At 48.9% G+C, this 17,039-nt stretch carries 15 protein-coding genes; 7 read left to right on the top strand and 8 right to left on the bottom strand.

Features of this window, described 5'->3' with window-relative positions; translation table 11 throughout:
- Positions 1-6 precede the first annotated feature (6 nt).
- From ribBA to NZM01_01555, 3 genes are all read left to right on the top strand, one after another.
- Positions 7-1,215, top strand: coding sequence for a bifunctional 3,4-dihydroxy-2-butanone-4-phosphate synthase/GTP cyclohydrolase II (gene ribBA / locus NZM01_01565; GenBank protein ID MCS6958721.1), 1,209 nt, complete (start codon positions 7-9; stop codon positions 1,213-1,215).
- Positions 1,216-1,219: 4 nt separating this feature from the next.
- Complete coding sequence (locus tag NZM01_01560) at positions 1,220-2,116, top strand: alpha/beta hydrolase (protein MCS6958720.1); 897 nt, start codon at positions 1,220-1,222, stop codon at positions 2,114-2,116.
- 327 nt (positions 2,117-2,443) lie between these two features.
- A complete protein-coding gene (locus NZM01_01555) occupies positions 2,444-3,862 on the top strand; it encodes an MFS transporter (GenBank protein MCS6958719.1) in 1,419 nt (472 codons plus the stop codon).
- Here NZM01_01555 and NZM01_01550 read toward each other — a convergent pair.
- Together NZM01_01550 and glgX are read right to left on the bottom strand one after the other, a co-directional pair.
- Positions 3,834-4,985, bottom strand: a complete 1,152-nt coding sequence (locus tag NZM01_01550) for a DegT/DnrJ/EryC1/StrS family aminotransferase (GenBank protein ID MCS6958718.1) — start codon at positions 4,983-4,985, stop codon at positions 3,834-3,836. The two genes, NZM01_01555 and NZM01_01550, sit on opposite strands and share 29 nt — an antisense overlap.
- Positions 4,986-4,987: 2 nt before the next feature.
- Positions 4,988-7,051, bottom strand: coding sequence for a glycogen debranching protein GlgX (gene glgX / locus NZM01_01545; protein ID MCS6958717.1), 2,064 nt, complete (start codon positions 7,049-7,051; stop codon positions 4,988-4,990).
- Between the two features lie 96 nt (positions 7,052-7,147).
- Here glgX and NZM01_01540 point away from each other — a divergent pair, with 96 nt between their 5' ends.
- Positions 7,148-7,339, top strand: a complete 192-nt coding sequence (locus NZM01_01540; GenBank protein ID MCS6958716.1) for a hypothetical protein — start codon at positions 7,148-7,150, stop codon at positions 7,337-7,339.
- Here the strand turns inward: NZM01_01540 and NZM01_01535 are convergent.
- Positions 7,336-8,502: an FIST C-terminal domain-containing protein gene (locus NZM01_01535; GenBank protein ID MCS6958715.1), complete on the bottom strand. Its 1,167-nt coding sequence runs from the start codon at positions 8,500-8,502 to the stop codon at positions 7,336-7,338. The two genes, NZM01_01540 and NZM01_01535, sit on opposite strands and share 4 nt — an antisense overlap.
- Before the next feature lie 105 nt (positions 8,503-8,607).
- On the opposite strand from NZM01_01535, the gene apcB reads away from it, so the two are divergent.
- Complete coding sequence (gene apcB / locus NZM01_01530) at positions 8,608-9,105, top strand: allophycocyanin subunit beta (protein ID MCS6958714.1); 498 nt, start codon at positions 8,608-8,610, stop codon at positions 9,103-9,105.
- 30 nt (positions 9,106-9,135) lie between these two features.
- Here the strand turns inward: apcB and NZM01_01525 are convergent, their stop codons facing one another.
- Genes NZM01_01525 through NZM01_01510 form a run of 4 tightly spaced genes read right to left on the bottom strand, consistent with a single transcriptional unit; the run spans position 9,136 to position 13,502 of the window.
- A complete protein-coding gene (locus NZM01_01525; GenBank protein MCS6958713.1) occupies positions 9,136-10,503 on the bottom strand; it encodes an NAD-dependent malic enzyme in 1,368 nt (455 codons plus the stop codon).
- Complete coding sequence (locus tag NZM01_01520) at positions 10,500-11,441, bottom strand: MoxR family ATPase (GenBank protein MCS6958712.1); 942 nt, start codon at positions 11,439-11,441, stop codon at positions 10,500-10,502. The genes NZM01_01525 and NZM01_01520 overlap by 4 nt, the downstream gene beginning before the upstream one ends.
- A 25-nt stretch (positions 11,442-11,466) precedes the next feature.
- Positions 11,467-12,531, bottom strand: coding sequence for a glycosyltransferase family 4 protein (locus NZM01_01515; GenBank protein MCS6958711.1), 1,065 nt, complete (start codon positions 12,529-12,531; stop codon positions 11,467-11,469).
- Positions 12,532-12,533: 2 nt separating this feature from the next.
- Positions 12,534-13,502, bottom strand: a complete 969-nt coding sequence (locus tag NZM01_01510) for an LCP family protein (GenBank protein MCS6958710.1) — start codon at positions 13,500-13,502, stop codon at positions 12,534-12,536.
- A gap of 45 nt (positions 13,503-13,547) precedes the next feature.
- On the opposite strand from NZM01_01510, the gene NZM01_01505 reads away from it, so the two are divergent.
- Together NZM01_01505 and NZM01_01500 are read left to right on the top strand one after the other, a co-directional pair.
- Positions 13,548-14,501 carry an NDP-sugar synthase gene (locus tag NZM01_01505; protein MCS6958709.1) on the top strand — a complete coding sequence of 318 codons (954 nt, stop codon included), beginning with the start codon at positions 13,548-13,550 and terminating at the stop codon, positions 14,499-14,501.
- Positions 14,498-15,544: an S-layer homology domain-containing protein gene (locus NZM01_01500; GenBank protein ID MCS6958708.1), complete on the top strand. Its 1,047-nt coding sequence runs from the start codon at positions 14,498-14,500 to the stop codon at positions 15,542-15,544. Before NZM01_01505 ends, NZM01_01500 begins: the two co-directional genes overlap by 4 nt.
- Here the strand turns inward: NZM01_01500 and NZM01_01495 are convergent.
- Positions 15,527-16,825, bottom strand: coding sequence for a glycosyltransferase family 2 protein (locus NZM01_01495; protein ID MCS6958707.1), 1,299 nt, complete (start codon positions 16,823-16,825; stop codon positions 15,527-15,529). The genes NZM01_01500 and NZM01_01495 overlap by 18 nt on opposite strands.
- Positions 16,826-17,039 lie beyond the last annotated feature (214 nt).

The raw sequence follows: 17,039 nt of genomic DNA, 5'->3' as shown, positions 1-17,039 counted from the left end.
GTAAGTATGACTTGGCAGTTTGACTCGATCGAAGCGGCATTGCAAGACCTACGGGGGGGGAAACTGATTGTTGTAGTGGACGATGAAAACAGAGAAAATGAGGGGGATTTAGTCGGAGCTGCTCAGTTTGCCACACCCGAAATGATTAACTTTATGGCAACCCATGCCAGGGGTTTAATTTGTTTGGCAATGACAGGGGAAAGACTCGACCAATTGGATTTACCTTTGATGGTGGAGCGCAATACAGATGAAAACCAGACAGCTTTCACAGTGAGTATTGATAGCCGTTTTACCACTACAGGAATTTCTGCAGAAGACCGATCGCGCACTATCCAGGCAGCCATTCATGCCGATACCAAACCAGAAGACCTAAGAAGACCGGGTCATGTTTTTCCTTTAAGGGCAAGGGAAGGAGGAGTGTTAAAACGGGCAGGTCACACTGAAGCAGCCGTCGATTTAGCACGTTTAGCAGGTCTTTATCCCGCTGGGGTGATCTGTGAGATTCAAAATGAAGACGGATCGATGGCGCGTCTACCGCAGTTAGTAGATTATTGCCAAAGATTTAATCTGAAGTTAATCAGTATTGCTGACCTCATTAGTTATCGTTTAGCCAACGAAAAACTCATATCCTTAGATGCTGTTGCCCATTTGCCCACTATATTTGGGGATTTCCAGGTCTATGCCTATCGCAATCTTTTAGACCAATCAGAACATCTAGCAATCGTCAAAGGAGATAGGAATAAGTTTCCTGAAATGGATGTGATGGTACGGGTACATTCTGAGTGTTTGACGGGGGATGCCTTGGGGTCATTGCGCTGTGATTGTCGGGGGCAGTTGCAGAGCGCCCTCAAAATGATTGAGCATGCAGGGGCAGGGGTAGTGGTATATTTGCGGCAGGAGGGGAGAGGGATTGGTTTAGTGAACAAAATTAAAGCTTATGCCCTGCAAGACCAGGGTTTGGACACGGTAGAAGCCAACGAAAAGCTAGGTTTTCCCCCTGACCTACGTTCCTACGGTATTGGTGCCCAGATTTTGCGCGACTTGGGGGTTAGAAGGATGCGGCTAATTACCAACAATCCCCGTAAAATTGCGGGCTTGAGGGGGTTTAACCTAGAAGTCGTCGATCGGGTACCATTGTTAATAGAAGCTAATGACCACAACCAACGCTACTTAAAAACAAAAGCAACAAAACTTGGTCACTTCTTAGCTAATTGATCCTATGTCTTTCTTGCTGTTTGTCCAACATGGAATGGGAGATACCAACCAACGCGCGTACTACTGCGGCAAGCTGCTAGGTGCACCTGCAGAATTCATCATTGCTCCCAATTTAGGCTGGTGGCATACTTGGTGGCGCATTGAACCTTTGATTGAAAAAGTCAGAGCTGAAGTGGAACGACAACGACAACGTTATCCTGATCTGCCTTGGCGGATTGTGGGGCATTCTATGGGGGGATTGATCTGGTTGGAATTGTTACATCGCCATCCCCAATGGCACGATCGGGTGGAGAGCTTAACCTTGGTTGGTTCCCCTGTGGGCGGTGCGGAACTCAGTCGCATACTTGATCCCCTCAGGTTGGGCATAGGAATCGCCAAGGATTTGGGTACCAACCGCCGCCCTATTGCAGAAGTAATTGCGCAAAAAATTCCTACCCTCAGTGTGGCGAGTGATTTAGGTGATGGTAGTGATAGCGTAGTCACGATCGGGTCAACACAATTCAAATATTGCCAATGGCTGTGTTTACCTGGTATTTTTCATATTGATTTGCGAACTGACATCAAGGTAATTCAAGCGATCAGAGATTTCTGGCAGAATCCCCAAATTACACTTCCTCCCGACAATTTACAACAAAAACTATTAGACTATTTTCGTGCTGTACCAGGTATAGTTGATGGCAGTTATCGGGATTTTCCTAGAGCCAGAATAGCCTACCGTACGGCTGAGGGATTGACTGTGAGGTTATGGCAGAATCCCCTAGGTGTTTTACACGTCTTTATAGGAGATGCAGAGGGGAAATGCTGTTTTGTAGGCTACACTGGCTGGTTGCACAGGGGAGAGCTAGAACGATCGATTGCTGCCTTACCTGAGCAGTTTGAGGAAATTTTACCTGTAGCTTGACCTAGTTGGGATATACTGAAAGAGGGTACGTGACCATAGGAGGACATACTATGACCCTGCAGGGAATTGGTATTCTATTATTGGTTATTTATGTTGTAGGAATTTGGCGGTTCCTCGCTGGTTTTAAGAACACTTTTTATTCTAGCAATGCCTTCTTTTTAGCAATTCTGTGGCCCCTGCTCTTTGTTTTTAGTGGCAGATTCAGAGAGGAGTTCTTTAAGGCATTAAAAGGCTCGTAGGTAAACATTCCCCTAGGTACGGAAACGGGGATAACGCTGCAGTAGGCTAGGTGATTCACAGTTCAGTAACATAGCGAAAGGAAACCATATGGATAACAAAAAGCCTCTTACACTATGGCAGAAGCTATCCTACGGCTTAGGGGATTTTGGTGCTGCTATTACAGTTAACATAGTTTCTTTCTACCTCTTATTTTTCCTGACCAATATCGCCAAATTATCACCAACTAGGGCAGGGCTGGTTTTATTAGTAGGTAAGTTGTGGGATGGTACTAATGATCCCATCATTGGTTGGTTGAGCGATAAAACTCGATCGGCTGTAGGTCGGCGGCTGCCCTGGATGATACACAGTGCTGTACCTTTGGGGATTAGTTTTTTCCTATTGTGGCTAGTTCCTTTTAAGGGAGAGAATTGGCTGTTTTCCTACTATGTGGTAGTTGCCCTGTTATTTAACACCTTTTACACTGCTGTTAACTTACCCTATGCTGCCCTTACAGCGGAATTAACCGACGACTATAACGAACGGACTGTGTTAACTGGGTTTCGCTTTAGCTTCTCTATTGGTGGCAGTATTCTCAGTTTAGTAGTTGCTTTAGTTGTATTCAAGCTATTGTGCAAATCATCGTCTAGCTGTCAGGAATCTTTCCCCTATACTGTGTTAGGTGGGATTATTGCTAGTCTTTGTGTAATTACTACTTTTGGTTGTATTGTTGGCATTAAACAGCGGGTAAAGGAGCAGAACAGAGGAGAAACAGAGATTAGGTCTGGGCAAATTTCTCTGCCGAAACAGATTATGTCTGTCTTGAGTAATGTACCATTTTTATATGTAGTTGGTATCTATTTCTGCTACTGGCTGGCGCTACAAATTACAGCGTCGATTATCCCCTTCTACGTAACAAGTTGGATGAGACTAGATAATGCTGACTTTACTCAGGTGATGTTGGCAGTACAGGGAACAGCCCTAGGGATGTTATTTGTGTGGAGTAGATTGAGCCAGCACTTTGGTAAACGGGGGGTAATTTTTATGGGAGTTCCCCTCTGGTTGATAGCACAGGTAGGCTTATACTTGTTGCAGCCAGGACAGGTAGTGTGGATGTATTTGTTAGCAATTTTAGCTGGCTGTGGCTTATCTACTGCTTATTTAATCCCCTGGTCGATGGTACCCGATGTCACTGATTTAGATGAGTTAAATACAGGGGAAAGGCGGGAGGGTATTTTCTATGCTTTTATGGTGTTGTTGCAAAAAATGGGCTTAGCAGTGGGCTTGTTTCTACTCGGACTAATGTTGGACGCAACGGGTTTTGTGCGTGGGCAACTTGTGCAACCAGAGAGTGCTTTGCAGGCAATTAGGCTAGCGATCGCTCCTATTCCCGCTACTTTACTGGTATTGACTCTAGTGCTTGCCTATTTCTATCCCCTCACCCAATCTGTTCACCACGAAATTAGATTGCAGTTGCAGGAACGCCGGAAAACACAAAACCTTACAGACAATTCCAACATTGTTTTATAGTATGGGCAATCTCTACAATTGTCTTGAGTTCTAGTTCAGGATAAATAGGTAGACTTAAAACTTCCTGTGCTAGTTGTTCCGCTATGGGAAAAGAGGGATACTGACCGCGATAGACAGGTAAAAGATGGAGGGGGACAGGGTAATAAATCATAGTGCCGATGCCTTCTTTGTGTAGCAGGTCAATCAGCCCCTGTCTTTTGCCAGACAAAACGCGAATTGTGTATTGATGAAAAACATGACCCTCACTAATAGAAGGGGTAATAATACCTTTGACTTCCTGCAAAATCTGAGTGTAGGTGTAGGCAATCTCCCGTCTCTTAGTATTCCACTTTTCAACATAAGGTAATTTCACCCGCAAAATCGCTGCCTGTAGGGTATCCAGACGGGAGTTATAGCCCAACATTTCGTTCTGATATTTGCTAATAGAACCATGCACCCGTAATTTCCTAGCTGTCTCAGCCACTTGCGCATCATTTGTCACTATCAATCCCCCATCCCCATAGGCACCTAAATTCTTCGTGGGAAAAAAAGAAAATGCTCCACAATCACCAATCGTGCCTGTGTATTTCCCCCAAATTTTACTGCGCAGCTCTAAATCACAGTTGCAGTTATTACAGCCTAAATACTTAGCACCAAAGGATTGAGCACAGTCTTCAATAACTTTCAGGTTGTATTCCTGGGCGATCGCAATTATGTCACTGAGATTAGCAGGACAGCCAAACAGATGGACAGGTAAAATGGCACGGGTTTTACTGGTAATAGCTGACCTAATTTGCTGGGTGTTAATATTAAAAGTAAGGGGGTCAACATCGACAAAAATAGGTACGGCACCAATATTACTAATTGCCTCCGCTGTGGCAAAAAAGCTAAAGGGAGTAGTAATCACTTCATCCCCAGGAACAATACCCACCGATCGTAAGCTAATCATCAAGGCATCTGTCCCAGAATTGGTAGTAATTGCATACTTTACACCTAAATACTCGCTTATTTCTTGTTCAAAAAACTGCACATCATTGCCGAGAATAAATTGCCCACTCTGTAAGACATTGGCAATTGCCCGATCGATTTCTGTAGCTAGTTGGCGATATTGTTCCTTCAGGTCAAAAATGGGAATGCGCATGATTATTATCTCGCTAGAGCCATTAAGACAATGGTACTTCTGGGCATCGCCCGATAGCGATCGGAGGCAACATAAGCAGCAGTCTCAGGGGGAGAAAAATCATCGGGACTGGGTAAATAGGTGTCCACAATTCTATGCCAATGCCAGTTAGGGGGTAAAGGTGGCAGGGCAAAATCCAGGGGTTCCCAATAGGCATTACAAATGACGTGGAGATATTCTTCCTGGGGTTTGGGATGATAGAGGGTAAAGGCTAGACTATGGGAGAAATAACCCCAGTCCGGCTCCTCCAATTCTACCCCATGCCAAACGATCGAGGGCTGATATTCATCGAAGCCAATATGCAAAAACTGTTCCACTGCCAAGATTGCTCGTTCCTGGGCAAATCTAATTAAGCTCTGGACAAATCGCAGTAAATGGGCTTCCTTTTCTACGCTATCCCAATTAAACCAACTGATTTCATTATTCTGGCAGTAGGCGTTATTGTTCCCTTTTTGGGTGCGGCGCACTTCGTCGCCCATCAAAATCATCGGTGTCCCCTGGGAGATAAATAAAATCGTAAAGAAATTTTTGATTTGCCGCAGACGCAGCTGATTTATTTCTGGGTCATCCGTTTCCCCTTCTACGCCACAGTTCCAGCTAAAGTTATCATTAGCTCCGTCTTTATTGTCTTCCAGATTGTTCCAGTTGTGTTTTTCGTTGTAAGACACCAAATCATTTAGGGTAAAACCATCGTGACAGGTAATAAAATGGATACTGCGATTGGGTTCGCGGTTCGGTTGGCGGTAAATATCAGGACTGGCAATGATGCGAGAGGCAAAATGCTCAACTATGCCATCATCCCCCTTGACAAACTTGCGGACATCATCGCGGTAGGGTCCATTCCACTCCGTAAAGCGCTCTCCCACGAAGGAACCCACTTGGTACAACCCCCCCGCATCCCAGGCTTCGGCAATTAATTTTACCCCCGCCAGGACTGGTTCAAACTCGATCGCCCACAGGATTGGCGGATTTTTAAGAATTTGCCCCGACTCGCCGCGGGAAAAGACAGAGGCTAGGTCAAAGCGGAAGCCATCTACATGCATTTCCGCTACCCAGTAGCGCAGACAGTCCAAGATTAGGCGTTGGACAATGCCGTGGTTAGTTTTTAGAGTGTTGCCGCAGCCACTGTAATTTTTGTAACCCATCCCCTGGGGGTCAAGAATGTAGTACACACTGTTTTCCAACCCCTTGAAGGAAAAAGTAGGACCGTGCTGGTCTCCCTCGGCAGTATGGTTAAAAACTACATCTAAAATTACCTCGATACCTGCCCGATGCAGTGCCTTCACCATGTCCTTAAATTCGTTAATTACACCGATCGGATCAGAGGCGGAACTATAACCACTGTAGGGGGCAAAGAAAGCTAAAGGACTATAGCCCCAGTAGTTAGTTAGACCGGGGCGGGCATCCTGGGGGTCGTAGTATTGTACAGGTAGGAGTTCCACAGCCGTAATGCCCAGGGACTGGAGGTAGGGAATTTTTTCAATCACACCGCGATAGGTACCCCGTAGATGGTCGGGCAAACCGGAACTGGGATGCTGGGTAAAGCCAGCCACGTGCATCTCGTAGATCACGGTTTTGGCAAAGGGACGGTGAATAGGTGTGTCCTCTTCCCAGTCGTAACCCCCTTGTCCTACCACTACGCTCTTGAGACACTGGGCGGCGTTGTCCCCCGGGCGCATAGCTGCTAAACGACTGTAGTGTTTTCCCATCGCCACTGCCTTGGTGTAGGGGTCTAACAAGACCTTGTTGCCGTCAAAGCGATGGCCTAGGTAGGGGGCATAGGGGCCAAATACCCGATAACCATAGAGTTGCCCTTCCTGCAGGTGTTTCACAAATACGTGCCAGTAGTGAAAAGTGCGGTTTTTTTGTGGATCAAGGTCAATCACCCGACTGGGGCGAGGGTCATCCACATCGTCAAACAGCAGTAACTCCACAGCATAGGCATTGCGGGAAAATAGGCAAAAATTGACCCCGTCCTCCCGCAGAGTTGCGCCCAAGGGGTAACTGGTTCCTGGTAGCACATCGGTCATAGGTATTTGCCCCATCACTCCCCATCAGGTTACCACAGTACCATTTCTAGGGTATGTTTATAGTAATCGCATTGCAGAATTTGCCAGGGAGTCAATATGGATTTTGGCTTTGTTTCTGACCTATGGGCTAATGTCGATGTCCCCACCCTGTTTGCCCAGCAGTTCCAGCAGGATGTCCTAGGAGATATTAAAAAAGGTTGGGATAGTTTTGTGGCTACTAAACAATACGTTTCTCTGATCATCGGCTTTACCCTGGGCTATCTCCTGCGCAGTGTGACAAACGGCTAAGGCTCGCGCAAAATCCCAAATACGGAGGTATAGCCATGGAGAAAGGTGGTGCCCCCCACCGGCCCAATTTCACCGCCACAGAAGAAACCAGCAAAGTCAATAGCCCCAAAGCGCTGCTGGAATAGTCCACTGTCAAAGTTGGGCTTCTGGTATAGTCCCTCCCCTCTGCCAGTGCAACTAAACATCAAAGCCCCCCTGGGGTTGGGGTAGGGGTACTGCTTAAGGGCGTTTTGTAAATCTTCCGCTGAGGTGTCGGCATCCCGTAAGTGCAGCTGTAGTCTTTGTCCCGGTCGAATCCGATCGCCTATGGCAATTGCCCCAGAACCAGGGTCAACTCCAATAATGTTACGGATAAGAAAATCTCCCTGCTTGACTTCTGTGCGAAATTCGTTCATCACGATCCCCACGAACAACGATCGCTGGGCTAAACGGCGGTCTCTGTCACTGAGGCGGTTGACTATCTGCTGCAGGACATCCAGGGCGGGACGATCGTTTAATTTGGTCACTATATTCCTTTCACAGGCTGTCACTTGGAGGAGGTCACCGATCGGGCGACAACCCTGGGCCACAATGGCATCCAGACGAATATCGCCCCAAAAAGCTGCTCCCACTGCTCCCCGGTTGTAGAGATAGCGCCCACAGAAGAGAGCATTACTGCCTTGCCCCCCGCCACTGGCTAAACCCCCTACTTTGACTGACTGGGGATAAGCAAAGTCTAAGCCCTGGAGGAAATCCGTAATCGGGAAGGAAAAGCCGTCCACGAGGAGCACAAACCCCGGCTGCTCTGTTCCACCAATACCAATCAGTTCCTGCCAGGCTTGGGGCGGGCTGTCTAAATCTGGTAACCGATCGGGATTAAGGTGGAATGTGCGCAGGAAAACACCTGGCAAATGTCCCACTAAGAGAGTGATCCCCGGCTCTAGTTCCAGTTCCTGACCATTACCAATCACCCCACTCCCCCCGCAACCTATTAAATGGGGGATAGGGAATTTTTCCTGTAGTAGCGGCAGTACCCTAGGAAACTCGCTGGCAAAGGCATGGGAGACAAACAAAAAGCCCAAATCCGCTGACAACTTGCCTAAGCCTCCCTTGACCTGCTCTACCACTTCCCCGATCGCTGCTTCTAGGGAAACCTTGCGGGAAATTCCAGTTACCCATTTCATCATGCTATCCCCCACTTTTGCGGTATAAGATTTAGAAAGGTCGCTGTGTCTCAGCATCCCATTTATTAAGACATATTAAACATAACCTGTTTGGAGCACTTTTTCATGCAAGACACCATAACAAGATTGATCAACAACTATGATGCCGCTGGGCGTTATTTGGATCGCAATGCTATTGACGATTTGAAAGCCTATTTTGCCACAGGGGCGGCGCGGTTGCGGGCAGCGAGTTTGATTACGGCTAATGCCGCTGGTCTAGTCCGCCAGGCTGGTTCCCGCCTCTTTGATGAAGTTCCCGACCTCATCCGTCCGGGAGGGAATGCCTACACTACTCGCCGTTATGCCGCCTGCCTGCGGGATATGGACTACTACCTGCGCTATGCTACCTACGCTCTGGTAGCGGGTGATAACTATGTCCTGGATGAACGAGTGTTGCAGGGCTTGCGGGAAACCTATAACTCTTTGGGTGTACCCATCGGTCCTACAGTGCGGGGTATCCAGATTTTGAAGGAACTGTGCATGGAGCTGGTAGGGGAAAGGGCGGAATGGCTGCAGTCTCCCTTTGACCATATGAGTCGTGGACTCAGTGAGATCAATATCTAAAACAAGCGGGGCATGCTTGCCCCCATCTGCCTAGGCGAGTTTTTGTATGGCACTGGCTACACTCTTTGCTACCCGATCGTCAAACACTGAAGGAATAATATAATCTGCTCGCAATTCGCTCTCACTGACTAGGCTGGCAATGGCTCTGGCTGCGGCTAGGTGCATCTCGGTTGTAATCCGTTTAACCCTGCCATCCAAGGCCCCCCGCAAAACTCCAGGAAAGGCTAACACATTGTTGATTTGATTGGGGTAGTCGCTTCTGCCCGTAGCCATCACTGCTACACAGTTGGTAACTAATTCGGGGGCAATTTCGGGAATAGGATTTGCCATGGCAAAAACGATCGGTTCTTTGTTCATACTCCTCACCATCTCTACCGTGAGGACGTTACCAATGCTTAAGCCTAAAAAGACATCCGCCCCCACTAAGGCATCTGCTAATGTGCCCGATCGGTCAACGGCAAATTCTGCCTTGGAAGCAGTTAAATTCTGTCTTGCCTGGGAGATGATCCCCTCCCGATCGCAGAGAATAATGTACTGTGCTCCCGCTGCCCGCAACAACCTACCCACAGCCACCCCCGCTGCCCCGGCGCCGTTGATCACAATCTGCACACTGTCTAGGGATTTACCGACTAATCGCAAAGCATTGGTGAGAGCCGCTAAGACTACAATCGCGGTACCATGTTGGTCATCGTGAAACACAGGAATATCTAGTTCCTCTTGTAATCGCTGTTCAATTTCAAAACAGCGGGGGGCGCTAATATCTTCCAAGTTAATACCGCCAAACACGGGTGCCAGCCATTTGACTGCTTGGATAATTTCTTCAGTGTCCTGGGTCGCTAAACAAATAGGGAAAGCGTCTAAACCACCAAACTGCTTAAACAACATTGCCTTCCCTTCCATCACGGGTAGAGCTGCCGCTGCGCCTAAATTGCCCAAGCCCAGCACCGCACTGCCATCGGTGACTATAGCGATCGTGTTGCCTTTAATTGTGTAACGATAGACAGCACTGGGGTCATCAGCAATGGCTTTGCTCACTCTGCCCACACCAGGAGTATAAACCATTGCTAGGTCTGCCTGGCGGGCAACCACTACCTTGGGGGTCACGGCAATTTTTCCCCCCTCATGGAGGGCAAAGGTACGGTCTTGCCAGCGCAATAGTTCCACCTCCGGCAGGCTTTTCACTACCTCCACTAATTCCAGAGCATGGCTTTCACTGCTAGCATTGACGACTATTTCCCGCTCAGAAACGGTTTGGGTTTGCTTAACTAGATCAATACGCCCTAGGTTACCTCCTCGCTCGCCTAGGGCATTGATCACGGTGGCTAGCGCACCCGGACGGTTGGGTAAACGCAGGTGTAGGCTGACACTGTAGCTGGGATTGGGATAGGAACTGTTCATCTCGGTACGGCAACTTGATTGAGTAAATTGGTCACGACACCATCTACCTGCAAACCATCCAACTGCGCTTCCGGCTTGAGTATAAGACGATGGCGTAACAAGGGCAATGCTACTCTCTTTATATCATCAGGGGTGACAAAATTTCGTCCTCCTAACCAAGCATGGGCTTTGGCTGCCTGTAACCACAGCACCAGGGCACGGGGAGATGCCCCTAAAGATAGATCGGGATGTTGTCTTGTGCGTTGCGATAAATCCAGTAAATAATCAAAGATCACTTCTTTCACTTCTACTTGTCTTACAAGGTGACGGGCTGCTAAAATTCCTTCTACTGTGACTAAACCACCAATGTTTTCTAGTCTTTCTTTCGTTCTATCCTGATGACTGTTAAGCAACATTTGCTTTTCCGCCGACCGATCGGGATATTCTACTAATAGTTTGAAGAGAAACCGATCGAGTTGGGCTTCTGGTAGGGGATAGGTGCCTTCAAATTCCAGGGAATTCTGGGTGGCAATGACCCAAAAGAGGGGAGATAGGGAGAGGGCTTCCCCATCTAGGGTGACTTGTTGTTCTTCCATCGCCTCAAGGAGAGCGGCTTGGGTTTTGGGTGGCGTACGGTTGATTTCATCTGCTAGCAAAATTTGCGTAAAGACAGGTCCGCGTTTGAGGACGAAGGTTCTACTACTTAAATCGAAGACATTTGTGCCTAAAATATCAGAAGGTAAAACATCGGGTGTCAATTGAATACGACGGAATTCTGCTTGCACCAAACGGGAAAGGACTTTTACTGTCATTGTTTTACCTGTCCCTGGTACCCCTTCTAAAATTACGTGTCCCCCCGCCAGCAAAGCAATCACTAATTGTTTTTGCAATTCCTCCTGTCCTACAATTACACTACCCAGGGTTGTTAACAGTTGTTGGAATTGATCCTGAATTTCCATAATGTAAGGGGGAGTACCTCTGTCATTATAAAACAGCGATTATAGCTTTGAACCAGGCTAAAAATCTTTCTCCCAGGGCTTCGAGGGAGTATTCTTTTTCTGCTTGGGCACGGCATTTCCCCCGCCGAATCCGATCGATTTTGCTGATGGCTTCTGCCAGGGCTTCTATGTTGTCTGGCTCTACTAGGTAACCTGTTTCGTTGTGACGAATAATCTCTACAGGTCCACCGCGGGCATAGCTAATGACTGGTACACCACAGGCGAGGGCTTCAATGGCAACGTTGCCAAAGGCTTCTACCCACTTGGGAGTCATAATCAGGGCGCGGGCTTTGCCAATTCTGGCTTGTAATTCATCGGTGTTGAAAAAGCCTTGATAGTGTAGACGGGCTTGGGGATATTGGGCATGACATGCCTGCCAGTATTGTTCTTCCTGCATCTTGCCAAAAACCTGTACTTCTATACCTAATTGGGCACTGACGGCAGCAACATCTTCTAACCCTTTTTCAGGGGCAATTCTGCCAATCCAGACGTAAAAATCAGCGGGGGATTCCACGTATTCATAGCGGTCTAAATCAATGCCACTCCCCAGGATTTCTACTTCTAATTGGGGGTCGCCAAAACTCTGGGCTTGGACATAGGTGTACATCCCCAAACGCCGGGGAAATTGCCTGCCTGTTTTGCAAATGATGTAATCAAGGGCATCACTAACTGAACCCATACTGACAAAATGTATAAGGGGTGTCCTAAAAAAAGGGGTGAGATAAAAGGGTAACCAGTCGTAGGCAAAACTGACAATCAGGTCGTAGCGGTCTTGCATTTGGTAGGCATAGTGCAGCATCTCGGCTACCACCGAATCACTGGGGAATTGAATGGGGTCATTTCTATCACTGTTCTGGGCAAAGCTGTGTAATGCCCCCGGCAAAGCCACGATCGGTATGTTCTGGGCGACGGAACCGCTAGGGGCAACTAAATGCACAGTATGACCCCTGTGTAACAAATAGTCACAGACGTTGCGGATGGTCAGTTCGACTCCCCCCCCTATACCACTGCCAAAGGCGCCAACAGATGTGGAAATAAATAGTAATCTCATACCTATTCCCTGAGAAATTGGGGCACGATCGTTGCATCTATTGTGTCTAAATCTGGCTGCCAGTAGCTCACATCATTTTCTAGGAGGGGTTGTCCCGGGAGGGTGAGGGTAGTGATTTGGGAGGGTGGCAAACTTAAACTAAAAGCGCTGAGGGCAATCATTTCTTCGGCGGTCAGATTAGTGTCAATGTGGTCTTTCATGGTCTCGATGAGGGATTTCAGGCGAAGGATTGTCCAGGGCTGTCCCAGTTTTTTTTGCACGGACTGGAGTAGCATCTGTTGGCGTTGGATTCTGCCTATGTCAGCGTTGGTATCGCCGCGAAACCGACTAAAGGCTTCTGCCTCCTTACCGTTGAGGGTCTGCTTCCCTGGCTGGAGATCAATCAACAATCCTTGGGTCTTGTCTTCGTAGTACATCCGTTCGGGTACATCAATTTCTACTCCCCCGATCGCGTCAATCACTGCCCTCAGTCCCCCCGTATCAATGCGCACATAACGATCGATTCTGACCTGGGGCAGGAGTTCTTGCAGAGTGGTTTGCACCGCTTCTACCCCACCATAGACATTGGCGGCATTGATTTTGGCTGTCCCTACCCCCTCGATCTGCACCTGGGTGTCCCGCGGAATGGACAGGAGAGTAATCTTGCCCTGGGGGTCAAATCTGATGAGCATGATCGTATCAGTGCGCCCACTAAATTTTGCCCCACTTTGCCCTACGCCCCGATCGACTCCTAAAATCAGGACTTGGTAGGTAGTGGTGAGGTTTTTGCCCAGTGCCTCTAACCAGACTTCCTTGACATTTCTGCCCTGCAGCAGTCCTTGCCAATCAATGGCGGTAACCGGTACATACTTGGCAGTGAGGGCACCCAGGCTAATGGCTATTCCCATGGCGCCCAGTAGGAAAATATTGCCCCAGCGGTGGGGACGGCGCAGCAACTTTGGTGCCAACTTGGTACGGCTATCAGTGACCACGGGGTACTCATCTATAATGCTCCATAAGACTATACCCCCAAATGGATGGCACAGGCTGTGATTATTGCGGGGGGCAAGGGCACCCGCCTGCGACCTCTCACCTATGGTTGTCCCAAACCAATGTTACCCCTCCTCGATCGTCCTTTCTTGCAGTGGCTGGTGGAACGGTGCGTGGCAGCGGGGGTGACGGATATTTTAGTCAATGTCCACTACCAGGCGCTCCAGGTACGCGAATTTCTAGGGGATGGTAAGCAGTGGGGAGCACAGATTCGCTACATTGAGGAGGTCACACCCCTGGATACAGCGGGGGCAATCACCCTGGCACGACCCTATTTCACGGGTGAACCCCTACTGGTATTCAATGCGGATATTTTGACGGATTTGGATTTGCGGGCACTACTAGCGTTTCATCACCAACATCAGAACGCTGTCACCCTCACCTTAACCAGGGTGGAGGATATTACTCCCTACGGCTTGGTGGAATTAGATAGTAACAGTTGTGTCCTAGCATTTCGGGAAAAACCAACGCCTGCCCAAGCAGAATTGTACCTAGCCCAGGGGATCAATACCATCAACGCCGGAACTTACGTGATTCAGCCCGACTTGTTTGCCCTCTATCCTCTGGGAGAGCCTCTCAGTTTTGAACGGGTGTTTTTCCCCGACATACTCGATCGGGGTTATCGGATGATGGGGTTTGTGTGGGAGGGGTACTGGCTGGATGTGGGGACACCCCAGAAGTTTTATCAAGCCCAATTGGATATTCTCCAGGGGAAGGTGAAATTTACCTGGCGCGCTCAGATGCGTAGCCCTGGCATCTGGGTAGGGGAAAATACTAACATCAGCGATCGGGCAATCCTGCATCCCCCCTGCTACATCGGCGATAATTCCTATGTAGGGGAAAAGGCAGTGATCCCCCCAGGCACGATCGTGGGTGCTAATAGTTGGCTCAACAATTGTTTGGCCGCTGGTGTCTATCCCCCAGGAACCCTGGTGTTATGAAGAAGTTGGCTCTGCTCAGTGTCCTTTGCCTGCTAGTTGGTTGTGCCAATACCCCGATCGGGGACAGCCTCAGTCGAGCCATTGCTCCCCAGCAACTAGCACCAGTTGTGACTTTGCCCCCTGGCTTTCCTCTGCCTGTCTATCCCCCAGGGCGGTTGACTGTAGCTAGTGGCAATGAGGAGGAAGGTCGGCTAGTTTTTAATGTCAGCAACGGCACGGAAGCCCTCCAGTTCTACCAAAAATTTTTTACCCAACAGGAATGGGATAACCTCAGTCAGACACCTCAACAAATCGTTGCCTTTAACCGCCGGTACCTAGTGACAGTCACCAATCAGGAGCAAACCCTCAGTTTGTATTACCTAAAACTACAAACCCCCATTGCCCCACCTACAGCTCCCCCTGTCTCTCCTCCCCCAACCACCCCACCCCCTGCTCCAACAAATCCCCCTAATCCCTACCTGGCTGACCTGCAAAAACTGGGAGTTATCCCCTCCGACTTGAACATGAACGCCACGATTTCTCGCCGGGAGTATGCACGCTGGTTAGTGACCACCCACAACCGTTTTTTCAGCGACCCCACCCAGCAAATTCGCCTGACTCCCCCCGATCGGGAACTGCCAATTTTCACTGATGTCCCCCAAAGTGACCCCGATTTTAGCTTTATTCAAGGTCTGGCTAATGCAGGCATTATCGATCGCAATACCAGCGAATTTCAACCCGATCGCCCCCTCACCCGCGAAGTGTTGCTACAGTGGAAAGTGCTCTTAGATGTCCGCCGTCCTATACCCCCTGCCAGCTCCAATGCCGTGCAAAATGCCTGGAATTTCCAAGATAGCGATCGGATTAGCCCCCCTGCCCTGGGTGCGGTTTTACAGGACAGCCGTGCTGGCGAACTGAGCAACATCCGCCGTAGTTTTGGCTTTACTACTCTTTTACAGCCAGGCAAACATGTCTCCCGCTTAGAAGCAGCTCTTTCTCTCTGGTACTTTGGCGACGGGGAAAAGGGAATTTCTGCTAAGGAAGTGCTAAGCGCTGTGCCCTAGGTGAACAGTCTTCACCCACTTCAATTTTTTCGGACGGACAGCCATGCGCAATGTAACGCTGATCATTACAGGCAACCAGTGGAGTAGATAAACAGTACCCAGGACAGTTTCTCCCAGCGCCCGCCACCAGGGAGTCTTGTAAGCCCGCCGTAGACCCAAGAACATAGCAATGAAGGACAAGAGGAAAGACAGAGCCACCAAAGGTAGGAGCAGAGGGAAACGTCCCCACCCCAGGGAAAACAGGGTATCGGGCACCGAGGCTGTTGGCAAAAGATACTGAACTAGGAAAAACAACCAGAGGTCAAAGGCTTTACTACCCCGCAGCCGCCATAGATAGGGGAAATAGTCCAGATAGCGCTGATACCCCCCCTCTGCCCAGCGATTGCGTTGATGCCACAGCTGCTTGATTGTAATCACCCCTTCCTCCTCCACCGCGGGATGAAGCACACAGGCAATGTCCCAGCCGTTCAAATGCAGGCGAAATGTCAAATCCAAATCATCAGTAATTGTGTACTCATTCCAGGCACCACACTGCAACAGTGCCGATCGTCTGACAAACTGCCCGTTGCCCCGTAGCTCACCAATTCCACCAATGCCAGCTCGCCGTTCCTGCAACCACAAATCCATCGCCATCTCCGCTGCTTGCCCTCTGGTGAGGAAATTGACCGATCGGTTAAAAATACTTTTCCGCAGTTGCACTGCACCAATGTTAGGCTGAGCAAACAGACCGATAATTTGTTGTAGAGCATCAGGCGTAATTTGGGCATCGGCATCGAATACACCAATGATTTCCCCGTTTGTCAGGGGCAAAACTTGATTCAGCGCCCCCGACTTACCGCCAAAACTATTTGGTGCTCGGTTAAGCACCTTTAATTGTGGTAAAGACTCCTGCAGTTGTTGCAAAATCTCTCCTGTCCGATCGGTGCTGGCATCATTGACCACCCATACTTCCAGGGGAGTATAGTCAATCTGGGTTAGCTGCTCTACCAGACGCTCAATCACTGTTTCCTCGTTCTTGGCTGCTACCAGGAGAGAAACACTAGGTTGATAATTATTAGGAATAGCCCCCGCCCGTCGTAAGCGACAGAAAATCAACCGCAGCGCCTGTATAAAAATGACAATGCCCAAGCCCCACACACATTGCCGTCCCAAGGGTACACTGTGCAGTACGCCCACACAGCCGTAAACCACACACAAGCTGATAGCCGCCTTGATCCTGCGTCGTTCGCCTGGCGTATGGGTGACATATTCTCGCTCGATCGGTTGGCTCAGCATTGTCATTTACCTCATGCTAAAATGATGAAGCTCCGCGGCTCTGGAGTTAAATTTAGCATATTGCTATACTCTGCTAGTCTAAAACCACTGACTTCTTCTGAGCAACACCCCAGGGATAGACACACTTTCCCTGGGATTTAACTACACCAGAAGCAAGATTAAGTAGCTGAAACCCCGCTACCGTCAGGTTTACGGCAGGTGGCAAGTATGATAATGTAAT

The organism is Pseudanabaenaceae cyanobacterium SKYG29, from assembly GCA_025055675.1.
GTDB lineage: Bacteria > Cyanobacteriota > Cyanobacteriia > Pseudanabaenales > Pseudanabaenaceae > M5B4.
The sequence above is the reverse complement of the archived record's forward strand: the minus strand, read 5'-3'. Positions and strand labels throughout refer to the sequence as shown.

Excerpts from the sequence above, each read along its gene's own strand:
- NZM01_01525 (MCS6958713.1), bottom strand. The coding sequence starts at position 10,503 with ATGAACAGTTCCTATCCCAATCCCAGCTACAGTGTCAGCCTACACCTG.
- NZM01_01540 (MCS6958716.1), top strand. The coding sequence starts at position 7,148 with ATGGATTTTGGCTTTGTTTCTGACCTATGGGCTAATGTCGATGTCCCC.
- apcB (MCS6958714.1), top strand. The coding sequence starts at position 8,608 with ATGCAAGACACCATAACAAGATTGATCAACAACTATGATGCCGCTGGG.
- NZM01_01535 (MCS6958715.1), bottom strand. The coding sequence starts at position 8,502 with ATGAAATGGGTAACTGGAATTTCCCGCAAGGTTTCCCTAGAAGCAGCG.
- NZM01_01495 (MCS6958707.1), bottom strand. The coding sequence starts at position 16,825 with ATGACAATGCTGAGCCAACCGATCGAGCGAGAATATGTCACCCATACG.
- NZM01_01500 (MCS6958708.1), top strand. The coding sequence starts at position 14,498 with ATGAAGAAGTTGGCTCTGCTCAGTGTCCTTTGCCTGCTAGTTGGTTGT.
- ribBA (MCS6958721.1), top strand. The coding sequence starts at position 7 with ATGACTTGGCAGTTTGACTCGATCGAAGCGGCATTGCAAGACCTACGG.
- glgX (MCS6958717.1), bottom strand. The coding sequence starts at position 7,051 with ATGACCGATGTGCTACCAGGAACCAGTTACCCCTTGGGCGCAACTCTG.
- NZM01_01520 (MCS6958712.1), bottom strand. The coding sequence starts at position 11,441 with ATGGAAATTCAGGATCAATTCCAACAACTGTTAACAACCCTGGGTAGT.
- NZM01_01555 (MCS6958719.1), top strand. The coding sequence starts at position 2,444 with ATGGATAACAAAAAGCCTCTTACACTATGGCAGAAGCTATCCTACGGC.
- NZM01_01560 (MCS6958720.1), top strand. The coding sequence starts at position 1,220 with ATGTCTTTCTTGCTGTTTGTCCAACATGGAATGGGAGATACCAACCAA.
- NZM01_01505 (MCS6958709.1), top strand. The coding sequence starts at position 13,548 with ATGGCACAGGCTGTGATTATTGCGGGGGGCAAGGGCACCCGCCTGCGA.
- NZM01_01515 (MCS6958711.1), bottom strand. The coding sequence starts at position 12,531 with ATGAGATTACTATTTATTTCCACATCTGTTGGCGCCTTTGGCAGTGGT.